At 43.8% G+C, this 19,689-nt stretch carries 17 protein-coding genes; 9 read left to right on the top strand and 8 right to left on the bottom strand.

All coding sequences use genetic code 11. The features are described 5' to 3' along the window. The first annotated feature begins 32 nt into the window (after positions 1–32). Positions 33–2,324, top strand: a complete 2,292-nt coding sequence (locus GVO60_RS12065; protein ID WP_159654341.1) for an acyl-CoA dehydrogenase — start codon at positions 33–35, stop codon at positions 2,322–2,324. Between the two features lie 201 nt (positions 2,325–2,525). Continuing rightward, positions 2,526–3,728: an enoyl-ACP reductase FabV gene (gene fabV / locus GVO60_RS12070; protein ID WP_159654343.1), complete on the top strand. Its 1,203-nt coding sequence runs from the start codon at positions 2,526–2,528 to the stop codon at positions 3,726–3,728. Positions 3,729–3,792: 64 nt separating this feature from the next. On the opposite strand, the gene xthA is transcribed toward fabV, so the two are convergent. Beyond that, a complete protein-coding gene (xthA, locus tag GVO60_RS12075) occupies positions 3,793–4,599 on the bottom strand; it encodes an exodeoxyribonuclease III (protein ID WP_159654344.1) in 807 nt (268 codons plus the stop codon). 208 nt (positions 4,600–4,807) lie between these two features. Between xthA and GVO60_RS12080 the strand changes: the two genes are divergently transcribed. Beyond that, entirely contained in the window at positions 4,808–6,925 is a 2,118-nt protein-coding gene (locus GVO60_RS12080; protein ID WP_159654346.1) for a methyl-accepting chemotaxis protein, read from the top strand. Positions 6,926–7,014: 89 nt separating this feature from the next. Here GVO60_RS12080 and GVO60_RS12085 read toward each other — a convergent pair whose 3' ends face one another. From GVO60_RS12085 to dinG, 5 genes are read right to left on the bottom strand one after another with little or no spacing between them, the layout of a single operon-like run. Then, on the bottom strand, positions 7,015–8,145 hold the full coding sequence (locus tag GVO60_RS12085; protein WP_159654348.1) for a cupin domain-containing protein: 1,131 nt from the start codon (positions 8,143–8,145) through the stop codon (positions 7,015–7,017). Continuing rightward, positions 8,133–8,309, bottom strand: a complete 177-nt coding sequence (gene rsmS, locus GVO60_RS12090; RefSeq protein WP_159654350.1) for a pleiotropic regulatory protein RsmS — start codon at positions 8,307–8,309, stop codon at positions 8,133–8,135. The genes GVO60_RS12085 and rsmS overlap by 13 nt, the downstream gene beginning before the upstream one ends. Then, complete coding sequence (locus GVO60_RS12095; protein WP_159654352.1) at positions 8,310–8,858, bottom strand: primosomal replication protein; 549 nt, start codon at positions 8,856–8,858, stop codon at positions 8,310–8,312. It abuts the gene before it with no gap. Continuing rightward, positions 8,855–9,634 (bottom strand): sulfite exporter TauE/SafE family protein, encoded by a 780-nt coding sequence (locus tag GVO60_RS12100; RefSeq protein ID WP_159654354.1) that lies wholly within the window; start codon positions 9,632–9,634, stop codon positions 8,855–8,857. The genes GVO60_RS12095 and GVO60_RS12100 overlap by 4 nt, the downstream gene beginning before the upstream one ends. A 36-nt stretch (positions 9,635–9,670) precedes the next feature. Then, the gene (gene dinG / locus GVO60_RS12105; protein WP_159654356.1) at positions 9,671–11,746 is read right to left on the bottom strand and encodes an ATP-dependent DNA helicase DinG; all 2,076 of its coding nucleotides are present in this window, start codon (positions 11,744–11,746) and stop codon (positions 9,671–9,673) included. Positions 11,747–12,261: 515 nt separating this feature from the next. Here dinG and GVO60_RS12110 point away from each other — a divergent pair. Together GVO60_RS12110 and GVO60_RS12115 are read left to right on the top strand one after the other, a co-directional pair. Next, a complete protein-coding gene (locus tag GVO60_RS12110; protein WP_159654358.1) occupies positions 12,262–13,281 on the top strand; it encodes a porin in 1,020 nt (339 codons plus the stop codon). Between the two features lie 68 nt (positions 13,282–13,349). Beyond that, positions 13,350–13,985, top strand: a complete 636-nt coding sequence (locus GVO60_RS12115) for a DUF2057 family protein (protein WP_159654360.1) — start codon at positions 13,350–13,352, stop codon at positions 13,983–13,985. A gap of 74 nt (positions 13,986–14,059) precedes the next feature. On the opposite strand, the gene bioA is transcribed toward GVO60_RS12115, so the two are convergent. After that, positions 14,060–15,337: an adenosylmethionine--8-amino-7-oxononanoate transaminase gene (gene bioA, locus GVO60_RS12120; RefSeq protein WP_159654362.1), complete on the bottom strand. Its 1,278-nt coding sequence runs from the start codon at positions 15,335–15,337 to the stop codon at positions 14,060–14,062. A 129-nt stretch (positions 15,338–15,466) separates the two neighbouring features. Here bioA and bioB point away from each other — a divergent pair, with 129 nt between their 5' ends. From bioB to bioD, 4 genes are read left to right on the top strand one after another with little or no spacing between them, the layout of a single operon-like run. Further along, complete coding sequence (bioB, locus tag GVO60_RS12125) at positions 15,467–16,519, top strand: biotin synthase BioB (RefSeq protein WP_159654364.1); 1,053 nt, start codon at positions 15,467–15,469, stop codon at positions 16,517–16,519. After that, positions 16,506–17,651, top strand: coding sequence for an 8-amino-7-oxononanoate synthase (bioF, locus tag GVO60_RS12130; protein WP_159654366.1), 1,146 nt, complete (start codon positions 16,506–16,508; stop codon positions 17,649–17,651). The genes bioB and bioF overlap by 14 nt, the downstream gene beginning before the upstream one ends. Next, complete coding sequence (gene bioC, locus GVO60_RS12135; RefSeq protein ID WP_159654368.1) at positions 17,651–18,454, top strand: malonyl-ACP O-methyltransferase BioC; 804 nt, start codon at positions 17,651–17,653, stop codon at positions 18,452–18,454. The genes bioF and bioC overlap by 1 nt, the downstream gene beginning before the upstream one ends. After that, positions 18,451–19,131 carry a dethiobiotin synthase gene (gene bioD, locus GVO60_RS12140; RefSeq protein ID WP_159654370.1) on the top strand — a complete coding sequence of 227 codons (681 nt, stop codon included), beginning with the start codon at positions 18,451–18,453 and terminating at the stop codon, positions 19,129–19,131. The genes bioC and bioD overlap by 4 nt, the downstream gene beginning before the upstream one ends. Positions 19,132–19,202: 71 nt before the next feature. Here the strand turns inward: bioD and GVO60_RS22440 are convergent, their stop codons facing one another. After that, entirely contained in the window at positions 19,203–19,370 is a 168-nt protein-coding gene (locus GVO60_RS22440) for a hypothetical protein (protein ID WP_167522339.1), read from the bottom strand. Positions 19,371–19,689: the final 319 nt, after the last annotated feature.

The following is a 19,689-nucleotide window of genomic DNA, read 5'->3' on the forward strand; positions in this document are numbered from 1 at the left end:
GACCACCCTACAGTGAACAAAAGGATCTGATTATGAGCTCTCTAAGACAAAAATGGGTAAGCGACCCGGCTTTCAAAATGTTTAAGAAAGTGCTGCCACCACTCTCTAGCACTGAGAAAGAAGCAATGGAAGCAGGTAGCGTTTGGTGGGATGGAGAGCTGTTTTCAGGTCATCCGGACTTTACTAAGCTACACCAGTACCCAACACCAACGTTGACGGCTGAAGAACAAGCCTTTATGAACAATGAGCTAGAGACTTTATTAGCGATGCTCGATGATCATAAGATCGTGAAAGAAGATCGTGATCTTCCGCCTGAGGTATGGGAATTCCTGCGTAAAGAGCGTTTCTTCTCACTGATTATCTCTAAAGAATATGGTGGCCGAGAGTTTTCGTCTTTGGCGAACTCAACCATCGTATCTCGCATTGCAACGCGCAGCATCAGTACTGCTGTATCGGTTATGGTTCCTAACTCACTTGGACCGGGTGAGCTTCTTTCTCACTATGGTACACAAGAGCAGAAAGATTACTGGTTGCCGCGTTTGGCTGACGGTACGGACATTCCATGTTTTGCACTGACTGGTCCTGAAGCGGGTTCGGATGCAGGTGGTATCCCTGATGATGGCATCGTTTGTTATGGCGAGCATGAAGGTAAAGAAGTACTTGGTATTCGCTTAAATTGGAATAAGCGTTACATCACGCTTGCGCCGGTTGCTACGGTACTTGGTCTAGCATTTAAAATGTACGATCCTGACGGCCTTATGGGTGACAAGAAAGAGTTAGGCATTACTTGTGCACTTATCCCAGCCGATCACGAAGGCGTTGAGATTGGTGAGCGTCATGATCCGTTAGGCCTTGCGTTTATGAATGGCCCAACCCGTGGTAACGATGTTTTTATCCCAATGGAGTGGTTAATTGGCGGACAAGACTATGCAGGTAAAGGCTGGCGTATGCTGGTGGAATGTCTATCTGCAGGTCGTGGTATTTCTCTACCGGCGCTTGGTACTGCAATGGGTCATCTGACAGCACGTACTACAGGTGCATACGCCTACGTTCGTAAGCAGTTTGGTATGTCGATAGGCAAATTTGAAGGTGTCGCAGAAGCATTAGGTCGCATCGGTGGCTTAACTTACCTGCTTGAAGCGAGTCGTACATTAACCACAACTTCGCTCGATCTGAAAGAAAAGCCTGGCATCGTAACGGCAATCGCGAAGTACCATATGACTGAAATGGCACGTACTATTTTAGATGATTCAATGGATATCCACTCAGGCCGTGCAATTCAAGATGGCCCGATGAACTACTTAGCGGCCCCATATCTTGGTATTCCGGTAGCGATTACTGTAGAAGGTGCAAACATTCTGACTCGTAACCTGATGATCTTCGGTCAGGGTGCGACACGCTGTCACCCATATGTCTTGAAAGAGATGGAAGCGGCTGCAAACCCAGATGAGAAGCAAGGTGCGAAAGAGTTTGATGATCTGCTATTCAAACACATCGGCCACGCGACGAAGAACACTTTTGGCGCGTTCGGTGCGGCGCTGACGGGTTCGCGTTTTATCAAAGCCAACATGAGTGGCCCAACTCAGAAATACTATAAAGAGATGACGCGCCTAAGCCGTGCTTTAGCCGTTAGCGCTGATATCGCGATGGCGACATTGGGCGGTGATCTTAAACGTAAAGAGATGATCTCGGCGCGTTTGGGTGATGTGCTTGCTTACCTATACATGGCATCAGCAGCACTGAAAAAGTATGAAGATGAAGGTCGTCAGCAGCAAGACCTAGACTACGTTCACTATGCGGTTCAGCACTGTTTATACAATGCGGCGCAAGCGCTACAAGACGCGTTCACAAACTACCCACAGAAAGCGGTTGGTCGTTTATTAAAAGGATTGATCTTCCCACTAGGTAATCACTACGAGAAACCAAGTGACAACTTAACGGTGAAACTCGCGGAAAGCTTGATGACACCAGGAGCACACCGAGATCGCCTTACTCACCTTTGCTACATCGGTAAAGAGGAAGATGACAGTGTTGGCCTAATGGAAAATGCTTTCATTGCGATGTACAACGTGAAAGGGTTAGAGCGTAAATTGATGCGTGCAGCGAAAGAGGGCAAAGTGGCTCGTAAGGGCTTGCTAAAGGATCGTTTAGCGCAAGCGCTTGAGGCTAACGTACTAACTCAAGATGAAGTTGACCAAGTTGTTGCTGCTGACCAGTTACGTTACAAAGCAATTCAAGTTGACCACTTTAGCCATGATTTCAGCGAAGTTCGTACTCATGGTGAATCAAAAAAAGCCAAAGCAAAGCTGGATAGTGCGGCGTAACAGGCACACTCAATCCGAATTTGCTTTAATTTAGCATTAGAAGAAGGCACCTCTTGTAGGTGCCTTTATTTTGTGCGGAACTTAGCTGTTCAGGTTGAAAGTGCTCCAACCACTTGCATTTTAGCGACATTTTTACAGAAATTAGATGCGAAGTTGAGGTGAACCTTTTATCCTAGCGGGGTTTTGTTAAGGAAGTTGAATATGATCATCAAACCTAGAATTCGCGGATTTATCTGTACTACTACGCACCCAGTGGGCTGTGAAGCTAACGTAAAAGAACAAATTGCTTACACTAAAGCACAAGGCCCAATCAAAGACGCTCCTAAGCGCGTTCTTGTTGTGGGTGCATCAAGTGGCTACGGCCTATCTTCTCGTATCGCTGCGGCATTTGGTGGCGGCGCTTCAACAATCGGTGTTTTCTTCGAAAAAGAAGGCACAGAGAAAAAACCAGGCACAGCAGGTTTTTACAACTCAGTTGCATTTGAAAAGCTAGCGCGTGAAGAAGGTCTTTACGCAAAAAGCCTAAACGGTGACGCTTTCTCAAATGAAGCGAAACAGAAAACGATCGATTTGATCAAAGAAGACTTAGGTCAGATCGATATGGTGGTTTACTCACTTGCGTCGCCAGTGCGTAAAATGCCTGAAACAGGTGAAGTGATTCGTTCATCTCTAAAACCTATCGGTGAAACGTACACATCGACAGCGGTTGATACCAATAAAGATCTGATCATTGAAGCAAGTGTAGAGCCTGCAACAGAAGAAGAGATCAAAGACACTGTGACAGTAATGGGCGGTGAAGATTGGGAACTTTGGATCAATGCACTTTCTGAAGCTGGCGTGCTAGCTGACGGCTGTAAGACAGTCGCATACAGCTACATCGGCACTGAGCTTACTTGGCCAATCTACTGGGATGGCGCGCTAGGTAAAGCGAAGATGGATCTAGACCGCGCAGCTACTGCACTAAACGACAAGCTTTCAGCAACTGGCGGCACAGCTAATGTTGCAGTTCTTAAGTCAGTAGTGACGCAAGCAAGCTCAGCAATTCCTGTAATGCCTCTATATATTGCGATGGTATTTAAGAAGATGCGTGCGGAAGGTGTTCACGAAGGTTGTATGGAGCAGATCTACCGCATGTTTAGCCAGCGTCTTTACAAAGAAGACGGCAGCGCAGCGGAAGTTGATGACAAGAACCGTCTACGTCTTGATGACCTAGAATTGCGTGATGACATTCAGCAACACTGTCGTGACCTATGGCCACAAATCACATCTGAAAACTTAAAAGAGCTGACTGACTACGTTGAGTACAAAGAAGAGTTCTTGAAGCTATTCGGCTTTGGTGTTGAAGGTGTTGATTACGAAGTTGATGTGAACCCAGCTTACGAAGCAGACTTTGTTGCTATCTAATTGAAGCATGAGTTCTAAAATAAATCCGGCGCCTAGACGCCGGATTTTTTGTTTGAGCTATCTATTACTTAAACGTTGACCAAATCGGCGCGTGGTCAGATGGCTTTTCAATACCACGTAACTCGTAGTCCACATCTGATTCGATACACTTCGTTGCCAGTTTTGGTGTCGCCAATACCACATCAATGCGCAGACCGCGATTATCAGGGAAACCTTTTGAGCGGTAGTCAAACCACGAGAAACGGTCATTGACGTCAGGGTGGATCTGACGGAAAGTATCGACAAAGCCCCAATCTAACAAAGTTTGTAGCCACTGACGTTCTTCAGGTTGGAAAGAACACTTACCTGTTTTCAACCAACGCTTACGGTTTGGTTCACCAATACCGATATCGGCATCAATAGGGCTAATGTTGATGTCACCCATTACGATGATTTGCTCATCATTGTTATGGTGTTCGTTTAGATAGCCCATTAAATCAGCATAAAACTGACGCTTATATGGATACTTGGTTTCATGGTTAATATTGTCGCCTTGAGGGAAGTAACCATTGAGTACCGTCACTTTTTCACCATTGTCATCTTCTAACGTCACCATAATCATGCGTTTTTGGTGCTCTTCGTTATCCGTTGGAAAACCTTTTTGAACTGAGATAGGTTCTTTCTTACACAGCATTGCTACGCCGTAATGGGCTTTTTGGCCGTGGAAGTAAACCTTGTATCCCATGGCTTCGACATCTTCGAGTGGAAACGCTTCGTCGTGAACCTTGATTTCTTGAAGACCAATCACGTCTGGTTGATGTTTATCGATAACGGCTTGAAGTTGGTGTAGTCGAGCACGTAGACCGTTGATGTTGAAAGAGATGACTTTCATCCGAGATCCTTATTGTTTTTCTGTGACGAATTTAAGAGATGTTACCACTTTCTACTTATATAGACTAAAGCAAACCGATTGATTGATTCCTATTAACACATTTGTAAACTTTTCGTTGATATATGGGTTTAATGTGTTGTAATTAAATTGTTAATCAACTAGCTCGCTGATGTGTAAATGCACCATCATTTACTTATAAGGATGTACTATGCGATCTCTGTCCGTTCAATGGAAAATAACGCTATTAGCAGGGTGTTGTCTGCTACTTACTTCACTATCTCTTATCGGTTTTTCTATATATAACGCGGTATCAAATCAAAAATTGATTAAAGAGCAGAGCGCAAGTTCCGTTCTGAAAAAGTCAGAGCAGTTGATAGAGACCCAAGCCGTTCTCAATGCGACAGAGGTTGCAGAATATTTGAGTGAAGCCTTGTATCGAGCAGAAATGTTGGCTTCGAGCGCTATGTTTCAAAAAACGAACACTGAAGAGAACTTTGGTGATAGCGAGGAGCTACGTACCGCATTGGATGAGATGGTCCGTAAATCTGTCATCAATTTTGACTCTATTCAAGGTGCGTATTTGGTGTTCGAGCCAAACTTGTTAGACGGTGAAGATGCTAACTATGAAGATGCAGAGTATGTGGGCTCAAATGAGAAAGGCCGATTTGCGCCATATTGGATTACTGCTACCAATGGTGAAAACATAATTCCAAACGTACTCACAGAAAAAGACCTAGCAGACAACAGCAACAGTGAGCGCTTCTTCTGTCCAATCTCAAGTGGTAGCACTTGTATCTCTTCTCCTAGATTGATCTCTCACGACAGTGGTGAATTTCTTACTTCCTCTATCTCTGTTCCAATACTTATTGATGATATTCCGGTTGGCTTTTTTGGCATTGATTTAAGGCTAGATGCGTTAAAAGGTTTGGCAAACCAGTCAGACGCAAAGCTGTTTGGTGGCCAAGGTTCAATTTCAATTATTAGTTTAGACGGCACTTTGGTCGCAAGTGATGATAGTGCAAAACCAGTCGGACAATCCTACAGTAGTGACATAACATCGAGCGCTCAATTGACAGACCTTTTGTTTGCTCAATCAGTGCAAACAAAATGGAGTGAGGATGGTCAATGGTTGACGGTTTTTGCCCCGATTATGATCGCCAACCAATCTTGGGGTGTGCTGTTTGATATGCCTAAAGAGAGTGTGCTGCATGATGCGGTTCAGTTAGACATTATTATTAGCGAACAAGTGGCATCAAGTATCCAAACTGAAATGATGGCGGGTACTGTGCTGGTTATATTTGGACTTTTGGTCATCACCTTTATGGCATCTCGCTTAGTGAAGCCAATCCGAGAAGTTGTAGCTCGACTGGAAGATATTGCTTCTGGAGAAGGGGATTTAACTCAACGTATTGAAGTTAAATCTGGTGATGAAATTGGCCAATTAGCACAAGGATTTAATCAGTTCTTAGATAAACTTCAAGGCATCATTAAGGATATCGTTGATACAACATTGCAAGTTGCAGCAACCTCGGAACAGTCCAAAGTCGCAGCACAAGGCACTCGCAGTAGTAGTGATGCTCAGTTTAAAGAGGTTGATCTAGTGGCTACAGCTTCTGAAGAGATGACACAAACGGCTAGTCTGGTTGTCCAGAATGCAGAGATAGCGGTACGAGAAGCAGAAAAAGCAAATGAAGCGGCTTCTGTCGGTCAACAAGTGATTGAAGCGTCTCAATATGAGATGGAACGCTTGGTTGAACGTATGACTGCGGCGGTACCAGTCGTTGAAGAATTAGCTAAGAACAACACCAATATCACGGAAATATTAACTGTGATTGAAGGCATTTCAGAACAAACTAACTTGTTAGCATTAAACGCAGCTATCGAGGCCGCGCGAGCAGGTGATCAAGGACGAGGCTTTGCTGTGGTTGCAGAAGAAGTACGTAACCTCGCGAGTCGCACTCAATCTTCTGTTGGCGAAATCCGTGATGTGATTGCCAGTGTACAATCTGGTACTCAAGATGTGGTGGCAGCGATTCAGGAAGGAAACGATTTAGCGAATGACTCATCTCAGCAAGTGGCAAAAGCTGTCGGGGAGTTGAGTCATATCTTTGAAGCTATTGCCTCAATTAGCGATATGAACAGTCAAATTGTAAAAGCGGCAGAAGAGCAACAGTCCGTATCGGGTGAGGTGAATCAGAGTGTGAGTAATATTCGTGATCTCAGTGCGCAGATATTATCTCAGGCAGAAGAGTCAGAGTCCGTGAGTGGTCAGATTGGGACGTTATCTGAAGAACAAAAGCAGTTGGTAAATCAATTTAAAGTCTAATGCTCGGATTGTCATTATTCCCTATAGCGCGAAATTTGGCGCTATAGGGAGTCTAATAAGCGAAGTACTTGCCTAGTCTAAATGACCATTTAGTCTAAATACCAAAAGCCTAGATTAACTAACTCAGTTAGAAGTTCGAGCTCTTGTTCTGGTAAATGATCGATATCAGAGCTTGAGATGCTAGTTTGATTGCAGAGAAGGGTGGTTAACACTCCATCTGTGACTGGGTAAGCGTCACCATTAATGTAAATAACCTGTTTGTTGTTTTGGTTATAAAGTGCGCGTAAGCCAGAGACTTTTACAACCGACCCGCCGGCATCCAAATGAGAACGGATTTCCAAAGGCTGATATGCCTCATCAGGTTCAACGATATCAAGCTGGTGGCGAGACTGGCTTAATGTAGTCGCCATAAAGTCTGCGACGTCATTTTCCGACTCAAGTGTCGCTTTGAGCATTTTGGTCAGAAGAGCTAAATCAGAGTTTAGTATCTCTCCGTTGTGTTGTTGGGTGTTCATTGACGGGTTATGTAAATGGACATCGCCTTTTTCATTTGCCAATACATAGTCAGCAAAGTTGCTAAGCAGTTCCTGCTCTTTTGGAGAACGAAAGCCCATCGAGTAGCTCATGCTTGCTTCTATGGTATTGCCTTCGTGTGGGAAGCCTGGCGGAATATAGAGAATATCTCCAGGCTCTAAAATTTCATCAATAATCGGATCAAAGCCTTCTATCTGACGAAGAGCGCCCGCTTGAACAGATTCTTGATATTGGCCTTGGTCTAGAGCTCCTACACGCCATCGACGTTTACCACTGCCTTGAATAATAAAGACATCATATTGATCAATATGTGGGCCGACGCCGCCTTCCGGCGCTGAGTAACATACCATTAGATCGTCAAATAACCATTGAGGGATCCCTCGAAATGGCTCGACCAGCTCTGCCGCGCCTAAATGCCAATGATTACACGCTTGGACAATCAGTTGGTAATGGCTTTCGCCAAGTTCAGAAAACAGGGACTCTTCTAGGGGGCCATGTTTGGCTTTCCACTGACCATTTATGTTGGAGATAAAGCGTGAATCGACCTCTTCCTCCATCGATAAACCTGCCAATTCGTCGGGAGAGATAGGGTCAATAAAATCAACGAACCCTTGTTTGATTATCGTTGGCTTTTTGTGCCAAAACTCGGAGAGAAATTGGTTCAGGTTGACGTTTAGTTGGTACATGCTTGAGCTTGCTCCAACTTGCTTTCTAAATCCGACTTAACAATATTGATTGCTTGAAGTGCGACTTTTGGATCCACTTCGTTGCTCTCTAATAAGTAGATAAGGTCAACGGCGAGCTTTATTTCGTCCGACGCGTTTTCTAATCCTGTTGGTTGTGTTGACATTTATCTGTATCTCTCTCGGTACGTGATTTGATTTTCAATCTTACGCTTTGCCTCTTGGCAGCGTTTTAAACGTTGTTCCGTCGTTAATAAATCTTGTTCTGCTTCAACTCGTTGAAATGGTGGCAATGAATTGAGTTTACGCTGTTTATCTTTGACCATTTCAATGAGTCGTCTTTCCCATTCGCAATGTTGAGCTAAGTGTTGTTGAAGTTCGTTTAAGGGGCTCTGCATATAGCGATGATGCTTTGGCTCAGCGCGGCGGATACCAGTAGTGGCAATTTCTCGTTGTATCGCACTGATTTGAGCGACTAACTTGTCTGTTAAGTATTCTGCTCGTGATGAGTCCAGTTGCCCGGTTTTTTCTTCTCTTAGAATACTCTCTAATGTGATTTGTGTTTCTTCAACACAAGGTAATAGACGTTTGGATTTACAGGGAAATAACCGCTCATCAAAAAGAGGTTTGTAGTTGTCGCCGCGTTGCTTGTCTAGCTCATGTGCTTGTTGAGCGAGTTGTTCGAGTGTTGCAGTTAATTGCTGAAAGCGACTCATAAGGTGACAAACCAAGCTTCATAAGCGAGTTTTACTGCAAGAATACTGACAACAGTGACAAAGACTGGTCGAATGAATTTAGCCCCAAAACGAATTGCTGAGTGGGCACCTACAAATGCGCCAGCCATCAAACAAACCCCCATAGTTAAACCTAGTACCCAATCAATATGGCCCAAAATGGCGAAGGTCACTAAAGAGGTGAAGTTGCTGGTAAAGTTCATTGCTTTTGCTAAACCAGAGGCGAGCAAAATATTTAGCCGATAGAGCGCCATAGAACTAACCGTCCAAAAAGCGCCAGTCCCTGGTCCAGCAACGCCATCATAAAAACCAAGCAGCATGCCTTGAGCGTACTGTTTTTTGTTTAAGACAGGGCAAGGTTGGGGCATCTCGTTGCGATTAGCGTCTGGTGTTTTATGCCAAATAGTATAGACGGCTGCGGCTAAAATAATCAGCGGTAAGATTTTTTCTAGCCACTCTGTGGTAATGAGATCGACAAATAGAGTCCCAAGCGTCGCGCCAATTAAGGTTGATACAAAAGCGCGTTTCCAGCAGCGTGGCTTGAATAAACGTTTCTTATAGTAAGTGAAAGCTGCTGTAGAGGAAGCAAAGGTAGCGGCTAGTTTATTGGTGCCAAGTGCAATATGCGGTGGTAGGCCTAAAGATAGCAAGGCAGGGACGGTTAACATCCCACCACCACCAGCGACAGCATCGATAAATCCAGCAGAGAAAGCAACTAAGGCCAACACCAACAGCATTGTTGGCTCAAGTAATTCCATATTTCGTTGTTCTTTTATTTATGAGGTCAATAGACTTTAGTGTTCAATGACACGCTTAAAAGGCGGCAAAGAATCCAGCAGCGATTTTCCGTAACGCTTAGTCACAATACGGCGATCTAGGATGGTGACTTTACCAGAATCCCTCTCTTTACGCAGCAGGCGTCCGACAGATTGAATCAGCTTTTTACTCGCTTCTGGGACGGTAATTTGCATAAATGGGTTACCACCTCGATTTTCTATGTACTCAGCATGAGCCTGTTCTACTGGAGAAGTCGGTACACCAAAGGGAATTTTGGTAATGATTAAATTCTCTAGTAGCTCACCCGGTAGATCCAAACCTTCAGAAAAACTCCCCGTTCCAAATAAGACACTGGTTTTTTGGCATTGGATCAGCGTTTTATGTTTATTGAGAATTTCTGTTCGCGATTCCTGGCCCTGAACTTGTAAAGCCCAGCCCCTTTTAACGAAATCTGTGGAAAGAGCCTCTGCAACTTTATTCATTTGCCAATATGAAGAGAATAGAACCAAGTTAGCTTGTTTGTCCTCAATTAAGTTAGGCAAAATTTCGATAAGATATTCCGTAAATTGAGGTGCTTGAGGTTCGTACTTCATTTTAGGAACATAAAGTTCCGCTTGATTTTGGTAATCAAACGGTGAAGCGAGAGCCAAAAATCTTACCCCATCTTCTGGTTTTTCACTGATCCCAGCCTGTCGACAGAAAAAGTTAAATGAGTTCAAAGCTCGCATTGTCGCTGAGGTGAGTACCGCACCGACGCATCGACTCCAAAGCTGTTGGTCAAGTTGCCAACCAACCTCTAGAGGAGAAACATTGACGATGAAATCACCATCTCGCTCAGGGCTCACTTCTAACCAACGAGCTAAAGGTGCTCCTTTTTCTCGTTGAGGTTCAGCCATTAGGTTCCAAACCGCGGCTAAATTGTCCATCCGCTGGATGAAGAAACCTAATTCTGCCAATGCAGGTTCAGCTAACCGACTAGAGAGCTCACCATCTTTAACACGCTCCGCTATTAGATCCGCCACTTTACCTACCGCTTGAGCACCTTTTTGCGACAATTTTTTTAGCTCTTTAGATTCTTCTTCTAGCCAGCTTGGTAGTTTGCCGTTTTCAAAGCGGTAAATACTCTCATTAAAATGGGCAGGATCGAAACGAGTTGCCAGTTGAGATAAAGAGGGGATTAACTGTTGTACAGAATCTTGCAGCTCATTTCTAAATCGACTGACACGCTTTTCATCAGCCATCCCCGCAAATTTTGCAACTGACTGATTGAGTCGCTCTAGCCAAGTCGCTGCACCTTTTAGACTAGCCGCTGCAGAGGAGTGGTCTCTGGCGACATGAGGTAGGTGGTGTGCCTCATCAAATACATAAATTGTATTTTCAGGTTCAGGTAAGATTACGCCGCCGCCTAGGTCAGCATCAGCCATAACTAAACTATGATTGGCAATAATGACATCTGCTTTGTCCATTTCTGAGCGAGCTTTTTGGAAAGGACATCCTCGGTGTGCAGGCATGCTGCCGTTACAGCTATGTTTGTCACTGACAATCATTTGCCAGATTTCATCACTGATCGGTTTTGGCCAGGAATCTCGGTCACCATCCCATTTGTTCTCAGCAAGCTTTTTGTACATCAGTTCTAGCTGGTCAATGTCTTTCTTTTTAGGTTTTGTTTCAAACATAGCGAGCTGGCCGCCATCAACTCCGGAAGCGGATGCGAGTTTCTCTGCGCAGCAGTAACGCTGTCTTCCTTTTGCCAAAATGAAAGAAAACTCACGATCTGTCAGTCTTCTATATAGAGGCAGGTCTTTGTTGACCAGTTGTTCTTGAAGCGCAACGGTAGCGGTGGAGATGACAACTTTACGGTTATTGAACAGCGCAACGGGAATCGTCGCCATTAAATAAGAGAGAGACTTACCAATTCCCGTTCCAGCTTCAGCCACAATAATACGTGTTGATTTGTGATAGTCGCCACAAAGAGTCTTAGCTATTTCTGCAACGAGATAGTTCTGCGCGCGGCGAGGTACAAAGTTATCAAGCTGAGACTGTAGATTTTGATAGCTGTGGCGAATGGATTGTTGGATTTTACTGGTTGTCATACTGCGATCTCTATAACGGGAGAGGGATGATAGCACAGTTATCTAAGTACTACTCAGCTCACGAAATAGAATCCTTATTAACCAAATGTGGATCTTGTTCACAAAAAAAAACTGAACCATCAGGAACTTAGAATAATTTCTAAATGTAAAAAATATATAACCCCACAACCGCTTCTCGATTAGTGTAAAAATCTACGTATAGGCTATTTTATGTTAATTTTTAGTTGATGTGACTATTGCGACTGTTTTATTTGTTTTTTGCTTTGCGCAGTGGAAGCTTATGAAGTTGGTCGTAAAATGTGCGCAAAATTATGCAAGTTATTGTTTTGCATTGAATTTATGTTTTTTTATCTGGTTTTTTTAGAAGATTTGACACGCAGGATAATCTTTTGCAATCTAGACCTCGCAATTTAGTGACGATGACATTTGACCAATAAGAGTTCAAAGTCATCATCAACAAACATAAAGGGAACCGGATAAGGATTTCCCAAATTAAGAAAAGGCAGTGGATTATTATGAAAAAGACTCTAGTAGCTCTAGCTATTCTAGCAGCAGGTTCAGCAAACGCATTTGAACTATACAACCAAGACGGCACTTCAGTAGCTGTTAAGGGTGAAGTTGATCTTTACGTTCAAACTAGTGAAGCTCAAAAAGATGGCGAAGCTAAGTCAAAAGAAAACGCACACGTATACACTTGGGCTTACGCTCAAATTGACTTTGAGCACGCTCTAAACGATGACGTTGCAGTTTTCGGTTCTTTTGAAATCGAAGGCGACGGTAACAGCGCTGCTAAATTCGATGATGTTGTTGGTGGTTTCAAAGGTGATTTCGGTAAGTTATCTATCGGTGAAACTGGTTCATCTTACGGTGCTCTAGAGAAGGCTGAAGTTTCTAACGAGCAGGCTGAATTTGACGTAGTTTACAACTCTTCTGAGTCTGCTGGTAAAGGCATCCGTTTCGAAACAACAGTTGCTGAAAACCTAGCGCTTTCTGCTGACATCCAAACTCGTGCAGATGAAGATGACGATGCTAACTACGCAGTTTCTGCTGATTACGCAACAGACGCATTCTCTGTAGCAGTTGCTTACCTTGCTTCTGGTGACCAAGGTAAGAAAACTGACCCTGACTACGTAGAAGGCGGTTCAGCTTACGGTATTTCTGCGTCTCTAGATGTTATCGAAAACCTATACTTAGCGGCTACATTCACTAAGTACGATGGCCAAGGTGAAGTTGGTGTATCTGGTGGTAACAACGACGGTGTTAAACTTGAGTTTGCAAACCATGAAGGTACATCTATGGGCCTAGCAGCAGCGTACACAATCGATAAAGCTCGCATTTATGCTGCATACCACCAAGTACAAGCTGATAAGCTAGCTGACGGTACTAAGCTAGATGATACCGCGACTGGTTATTATGTTGGTGCTGATTACGCTGTACTTTCAAATGTTACTGCTTACCTAGAATACGGTGCCGCTGATGTTGAAAATGTAGGTGACTACTCTAACGTAATTGCTGGTATGTACATCGCGTTCTAATTAGCTTTTATATAAGTTAATATCTAAGCCAGTGCATTGCACTGGCTTTTTTCATATAAGGAGTATTTATGAAGCGTACTGTTCTGGTTTTTGCCTTGTCTTTATTTTCACTCGTGAGTTATGCAGGAACGGTGGAGCTCGCACAAGGTGTTGATATTCATTCTGTCAATGGCGAGAAAATCAAAAATGCCGAAGACATTCAGTTAGTGAATGGCCAAAACCAATTGGTGCTGAGTTTTGGTGGTAAATTAATTGAAAGTGGCAAGAAAGAGCACTATTCAGCGCCGCCATATGTTGTTGTTGCAATGCTTGACTCGTCGACAAAGACTAAAATAAAACTAAACTCGAAACGTCTGTCAACGATCACCAAAAATGTTAAATCTGGTTCGGACATCTTTGAAATAACCCAAAAAGGGGAAGACGTTAGTACGACTCAAGAGATATTGCCGCCTGCAGATACATTTCTACCGTATTCAAATATCGAAAAATTAGTCAAAGAATATAATCAGCAACGTGGCTTGATATTTGAATCTGGCACCATTCGTGAACTTCAAAAAGAGCTAGACCAGGTGCAGAAAACTCAAGTGACTGAAGTTAAGACAAAAGCAGAAAGTGAGGCGTCGCTGCAGTTGAAAATATGGTATAGCAGAGCTACCGAAGAAGAGCGTAAAGAATTCCAACGTTGGATGATTGAGCAGAAATAACAATCGTTTGATGATAATAGAGAGCGCAGTGACGTGATGAGTCATGCGCTCTTTTACTTTCTGCGGGAAGGGGATTATTGAAAACAGTCAGGGTTGTTTAGTGCAGATTCAATTGCTGCGACCAACTGTTCAATGTTTGCCATACTGCTAATATAGGGCGGCATCATATAGATGAGCTTGCCAAATGGGCGAATCCACACGCCTTGCTCAACAAAGTGGGCTTGAATCACTTCCATGTTGACGGACTTCGTTGCTTCAACCACACCAATAGCGCCCAACCAGCGCACATCAGAAACTAATGCGTGTTGCTTAAGCTTGGGTAACAACTCGGCAAAGGCTGTCTCAATTTGATGAGTTTGCTCTTTCCACTCCCCATTTTCTAACAGTGTCATGCTTGCTTCTGCTACCGCACATGCGAGTGGATTACCCATGAACGTTGGCCCGTGCATAAAACAGCCTGCTTCACCGCCACAAACAGTGTCAGCGACGTTTTTAGTGGCCAGCGTAGCGGATAAGGTCATGTACCCACCAGTTAATGCTTTCCCTACACATAAAATGTCTGGCTGAATACCAGCATGTTCACACGCGAACATTTTCCCGGTTCGGCCAAATCCTGTTGCTATTTCGTCTAAGATCAACAAAACACCATAACTATCGCAAAGTTCACGAACACCTTTTAGGAAATTAGGGTGGTAAATTCGCATCCCTCCAGCACCTTGGATAATAGGCTCCAAAATAACTGCTGCTATCTCTTTGTGGTGTCGTGAAAGTTTATCTTTGACGCTCTCTAGATCACTTTCATCCCAATCTTGCCAGAAGCCTGTTTTAGGGGAATCGGCGAAGATATGCTCTGGCAAAAAACCTTTATAAAGTGAGTGCATAGAGTTATTGGGGTCAGTAACGGACATCGCTGCAAACGTATCACCATGATAGCCATCTCGCAGTGTTAAGAACTTTGATCGTTGTTCACCTTTTGCGTGCCAATATTGCAGTGCCATCTTCAGACTCACTTCCACAGCAACAGAACCAGAGTCCGCCAAAAATACGTGTTCTAAGTTGCTTGGCGCGAAGTTAAGTAGCTTTTTACATAGTTCAATCGCTGGTTCATGAGTAATGCCACCAAACATCACATGAGACATTTTATCAATTTGACCATGTGCAGCGGCGTTAAGGGCAGGGTGGTTGTAGCCGTGAATGGCCGACCACCACGATGACATCCCATCAACAAGTTGCTTGCCATTTTCAAGTTGTATTTGAACACCATTAGCTGAGACGACCGGGTAGCAGGTTAGAGGTGTTAGCGTCGAAGTGTAAGGGTGCCAGATATGACGGCGATCGAAGGTGAGATCCATGTACCAAACTCCAAATAGGATTGGTTAAATTTTAACCATTTGTAAACTTTTAATTTTCTTAATTGTTGACAGTCTACAGGGTGTGGTTAGACTAGCCAAGTAACAAATCTAATAACTAAAGGAATGCACGTGGAAGTACGTCACAACTGGACTGTTGCACAAGTTCGTGAGCTCATGGAAAAACCATTTATGGACCTTCTTTTCGAAGCGCAAATGGTTCATCGCCAATTTCAACAACACAATCACGTTCAAGTGAGCACGTTGCTGTCGATTAAGACCGGAGCCTGTCCTGAAGATTGTAAATATTGCCCTCAGAGTGCCCGCTATACGACTGATATAGAGAAAGAGCGTCTAATGGAAGTCGATCGAGTATTGGATGCTGCTGAAAAAGCGAAGAATGCTGGTTCAACACGTTTTTGTATGGGTGCTGCGTGGAAAAATCCGAAACAGCGTGATATGCCGCATCTTCGTAAAATGATTGAAGGTGTGAAAGGCATGGGGCTTGAAACCTGTATGACGCTAGGCATGTTAACTCCGGAACAAGCGAGTGAACTGGCAGAAGCGGGTTTGGATTACTACAACCACAACTTAGATACCTCGCCAGAGTTCTACGGCAATATTATTACGACGCGTACCTATCAAGATCGTCTAGATACGCTTTCTCATGTTCGTGATGCTGGGATGAAGATTTGTTCAGGTGGCATCATTGGTATGGGCGAAAATGCAAACGACCGTGCTGGCTTGTTTGTCGAGTTAGCTAACTTACCAACTCATCCAGAGAGTGTGCCAATTAATATGTTGGTGAAAGTCAAAGGGACGCCTCTAGAAGAAGTGGATGATGTTGACCCGTTTGATTTTATTCGCTTGATAGCAGTCGCTCGAATCATGATGCCTAAGTCGGCGGTACGTCTGTCTGCTGGCCGCGAAGATATGAATGAACAAATGCAAGCGCTTTGCTTTATGGCTGGAGCAAACTCAGTGTTCTACGGTTGTAAGCTGTTAACGACACCTAACCCGTCAGAAGATAAAGATATGATGCTTTTTGAGAAACTTGGAATTAATAGCCAAGAAGTTTCGCAGAAACCAGATGAAATTGAAGAAAATGATTTATTAGATCGTGTGGTGGAGCGAGTTGCTTCTCGACCTGCGAAAGATGATCTGTTTTACGATGCCAGCGTTTAGCGACCGTATTCGTCATGCTCTTGCAAGTCGGGAGCAATCGGGCCTTACTCGCAGGTTAATGCCGCTTTCTGCTGGAAACCGTCCTGAACTTGAGTGCAATGGCGATAAATTCGTCAATTTCTCGAGTAATGATTATCTTGGTTTAGCCTGTGCTCCCGAACTGTCCAAGGCGTGGCAGGAAGGCATTGCTTTGTATGGCAATGGTAGCGGTGCTTCTCCGTTGGTGACGGGCTTTAGTTCAGCGCATAAAAACTTAGAAGCGGCATTGTGTGAGTGGTTAGGTTTTGAACGAGCTATTTTGTTTAGTTCTGGGTTTTCTGCCAATCAAGCTTTGTTATTTGGATTGCTTGAAAAAGGTGATTTGCTTATTCAAGACAAGCTCAACCACGCTTCTTTGATGGAAGCGGGGATGTTATCACCAGCGACGATGACACGCTTTAAACACAATGACGTCGAATCTTTGAAAAAACGTCTGACTTCCGATGCTTTAGTTGTCACCGAAGGTGTATTTAGCATGGATGGTGATTGTGCTCCGTTAAAACAAATTCGAGATGTGACCAACGGTAAAGCTTGGCTGGCTGTAGATGATGCACATGGTGTCGGTGTGTTGGGCGAAGATGGTCGCGGAAGTTGTAGCGAATTCGGCATTAAACCAGAACTCTTGGTGGTTACTTTTGGCAAAGCGTTCGGGTTGTCGGGAGCCGCAGTTTTATGTAGCCATGAGGTTGGGGATTACCTCACTCAGTTTTCTCGTCATCATGTTTATTCGACGGCAATGCCACCTGCACAGGCGTATGCACTGACATATGCGCTCAATATGATTCAAACCGAACAATGGCGAAGAGACAAACTCCTAGAGCTTCAGCACTATTATGCAGAATGTTTTTCTTCGTTTCCTGGTTATGTTGAAACTCGAACACCAATAAAGCCATTGGTGCTTGGGGATGCAGAGCGCTCAATGGCTGTGGCGGCAGAGTTAAACCGCAGCGGTGCTTGGTTGACGGCGATAAGGCCACCGACTGTACCGAAAGGTAGCGCTAGGCTTCGTATTACGTTGACAGCGAACCACGATAAATCGCAAGTGGAATGGCTTGCGAAGCATTTATATAAAGCATTGGAAAAGGTGGGTTAATGAACCAAGCTATTGCAATTAACTCTGAAATAATGGTCGATAAGCAAGCCATTGCTGAAGCATTTGGTAAAGCGGCTAAAAGCTATGATCTTCATGCGGCTTTCCAGCGAGATGTAGGTGAACAGTTATTAACGCTCCTCCCGGTAAGTTTAGAGGGCAAAAGGGTTCTAGACCTTGGGTGTGGTACCGGCTATTTTTCCAAACGTCTGCTTGAGCGTGGTGCTCAAGTAGTCTGCTTTGACCTCTCTTCTGAAATGCTCAATAGAGCTAAGCAGCGCTGCGGAGATCAATCTGTTAGCTATCAACAAGGTGACGCTGAACAGCTTCCTTTTGGTGATGAGAGTTTTGATTTTGTGTTTTCTAGCCTTGCATTGCAGTGGTGTGAAGACTTGTCTCGACCACTAAGAGAAATTCGTCGAGTATTGAAACCTTGTGGTCAAGCTGCTTTCTCTACCCTGCTTGATGGTTCTCTTTGTGAGTTAAAGGCATCTTGGGCGAAAATTGACTCATATCAACACGTCAATGATTTTATAAGTACCAATCAGGTAAAAATTGCGTTAGCGCAATCCGAATGCCAAAACCATCGACTAAACTTGCCCACGATCACAGTTTGGTACGATTCTGCTTTTTCTTTAATGCGTGATTTAAAAGGCATTGGTGCAAATCATGTAAGTGGTCGCTCACAAGGCTTGACCAGTCGCAAAGCACTGATGCAAGTTGAGCGAGCGTATCAAACATTCAAAAACCATCAGGGTCTTCTACCTGCAACATATCAGGTTTGTTTAGGGGTTATTAATCGATGATTGATGCATTTTTTATTGCTGGTACGGATACCGATGTTGGAAAAACAGTTGCTTCTAAAGCAATTTTAAACGCGTTAGCGAATAAAGGTCTTAAAACCATTGGCTACAAACCGGTTGCCGCTGGTAGTGACAAAACAGAATTGGGTTTTCGTAACTCAGATGCGCTTTTTTTACAAAACGCATCTACGGTTGATGTCGCTTATGATGACGTTAACCCATACGCTCTTGAGCTGCCTGCATCACCGCACATTGCAGCAAAAGCAGAAGGTATCGAGATAGAGTATTCAGTATTAAGCGACAAATTAGCGCAGCACAAACAACAGTCTGATATCGTTCTTGTCGAAGGTGCAGGAGGTTGGCGAGTTCCTGTCTCTGATGCAGACTGCCTATCGACTTGGGTACAACAAGAAAAGCTTCCTGTTGTGCTTGTCGTTGGTATTAAACTTGGGTGCTTAAGCCATGCAATGTTAACACTTGATGCGATTAAAGCTGATGGTCTTAATGTTGTGGGATGGGTAGCTAACCGTGTTAACCCAGGTACAGAGCACTATGCTGAAATTATTGAAATGCTTGAGCAGAAAATTGACGCACCAAAAATCGGTGAGATTCCTTATGTACCAAGCGTTAAGCGTAAAGAGTTAGGCAAATACATTAATGTAGAGCCTCTTTTTGCGTAATCCAAAAGTGAGTAAATAAAAATATAAAGGGCAGCCAATGAGGCTGCCCTTTGTCATTTGTTGAGACTCGCTTATTTTTCGTTTGTCAGCCCCAACATAGCTTGCTGCATTTCTGCAACATGCGCTTGTGATGCATGCTCGGAAGTGATGCCGAGTTGCTGTTTCGCTTCTTCCTCTGAAATACCAAGGTGACAGCAAAGTAAATCAATAGCCATTTGATAGTTGCTAGTTTCAACCATGATGTTATCCCTTTATTCGTGGATTTTATATCTAAGCAAAATTTAGCATGCCTAGGTTTAAGTACAATAAGACCAAAGTCTAATGCTTTTTACAGCTGTTTATTGGTGCTTGGCGAGGTATCACGCATGTCGATGAATTGGTCATATTTTTTACGATCTTAGCGTTTAAGAAAACAAATGTTTCAATTTGAGACTTAACCTTGTTTTTAAAACAGATAGACTATATCTATAAAACAAGTATTTTATTGCAGCTGCCAAACGTAAAAACCTTCTTCATGCTCGAAGATAGGAGCGCCTTGGCGGTACATATAATAATAAG

This window comes from Vibrio atypicus, from assembly GCF_009811315.1.
GTDB classification, from domain to species: domain Bacteria; phylum Pseudomonadota; class Gammaproteobacteria; order Enterobacterales; family Vibrionaceae; genus Vibrio; species Vibrio atypicus.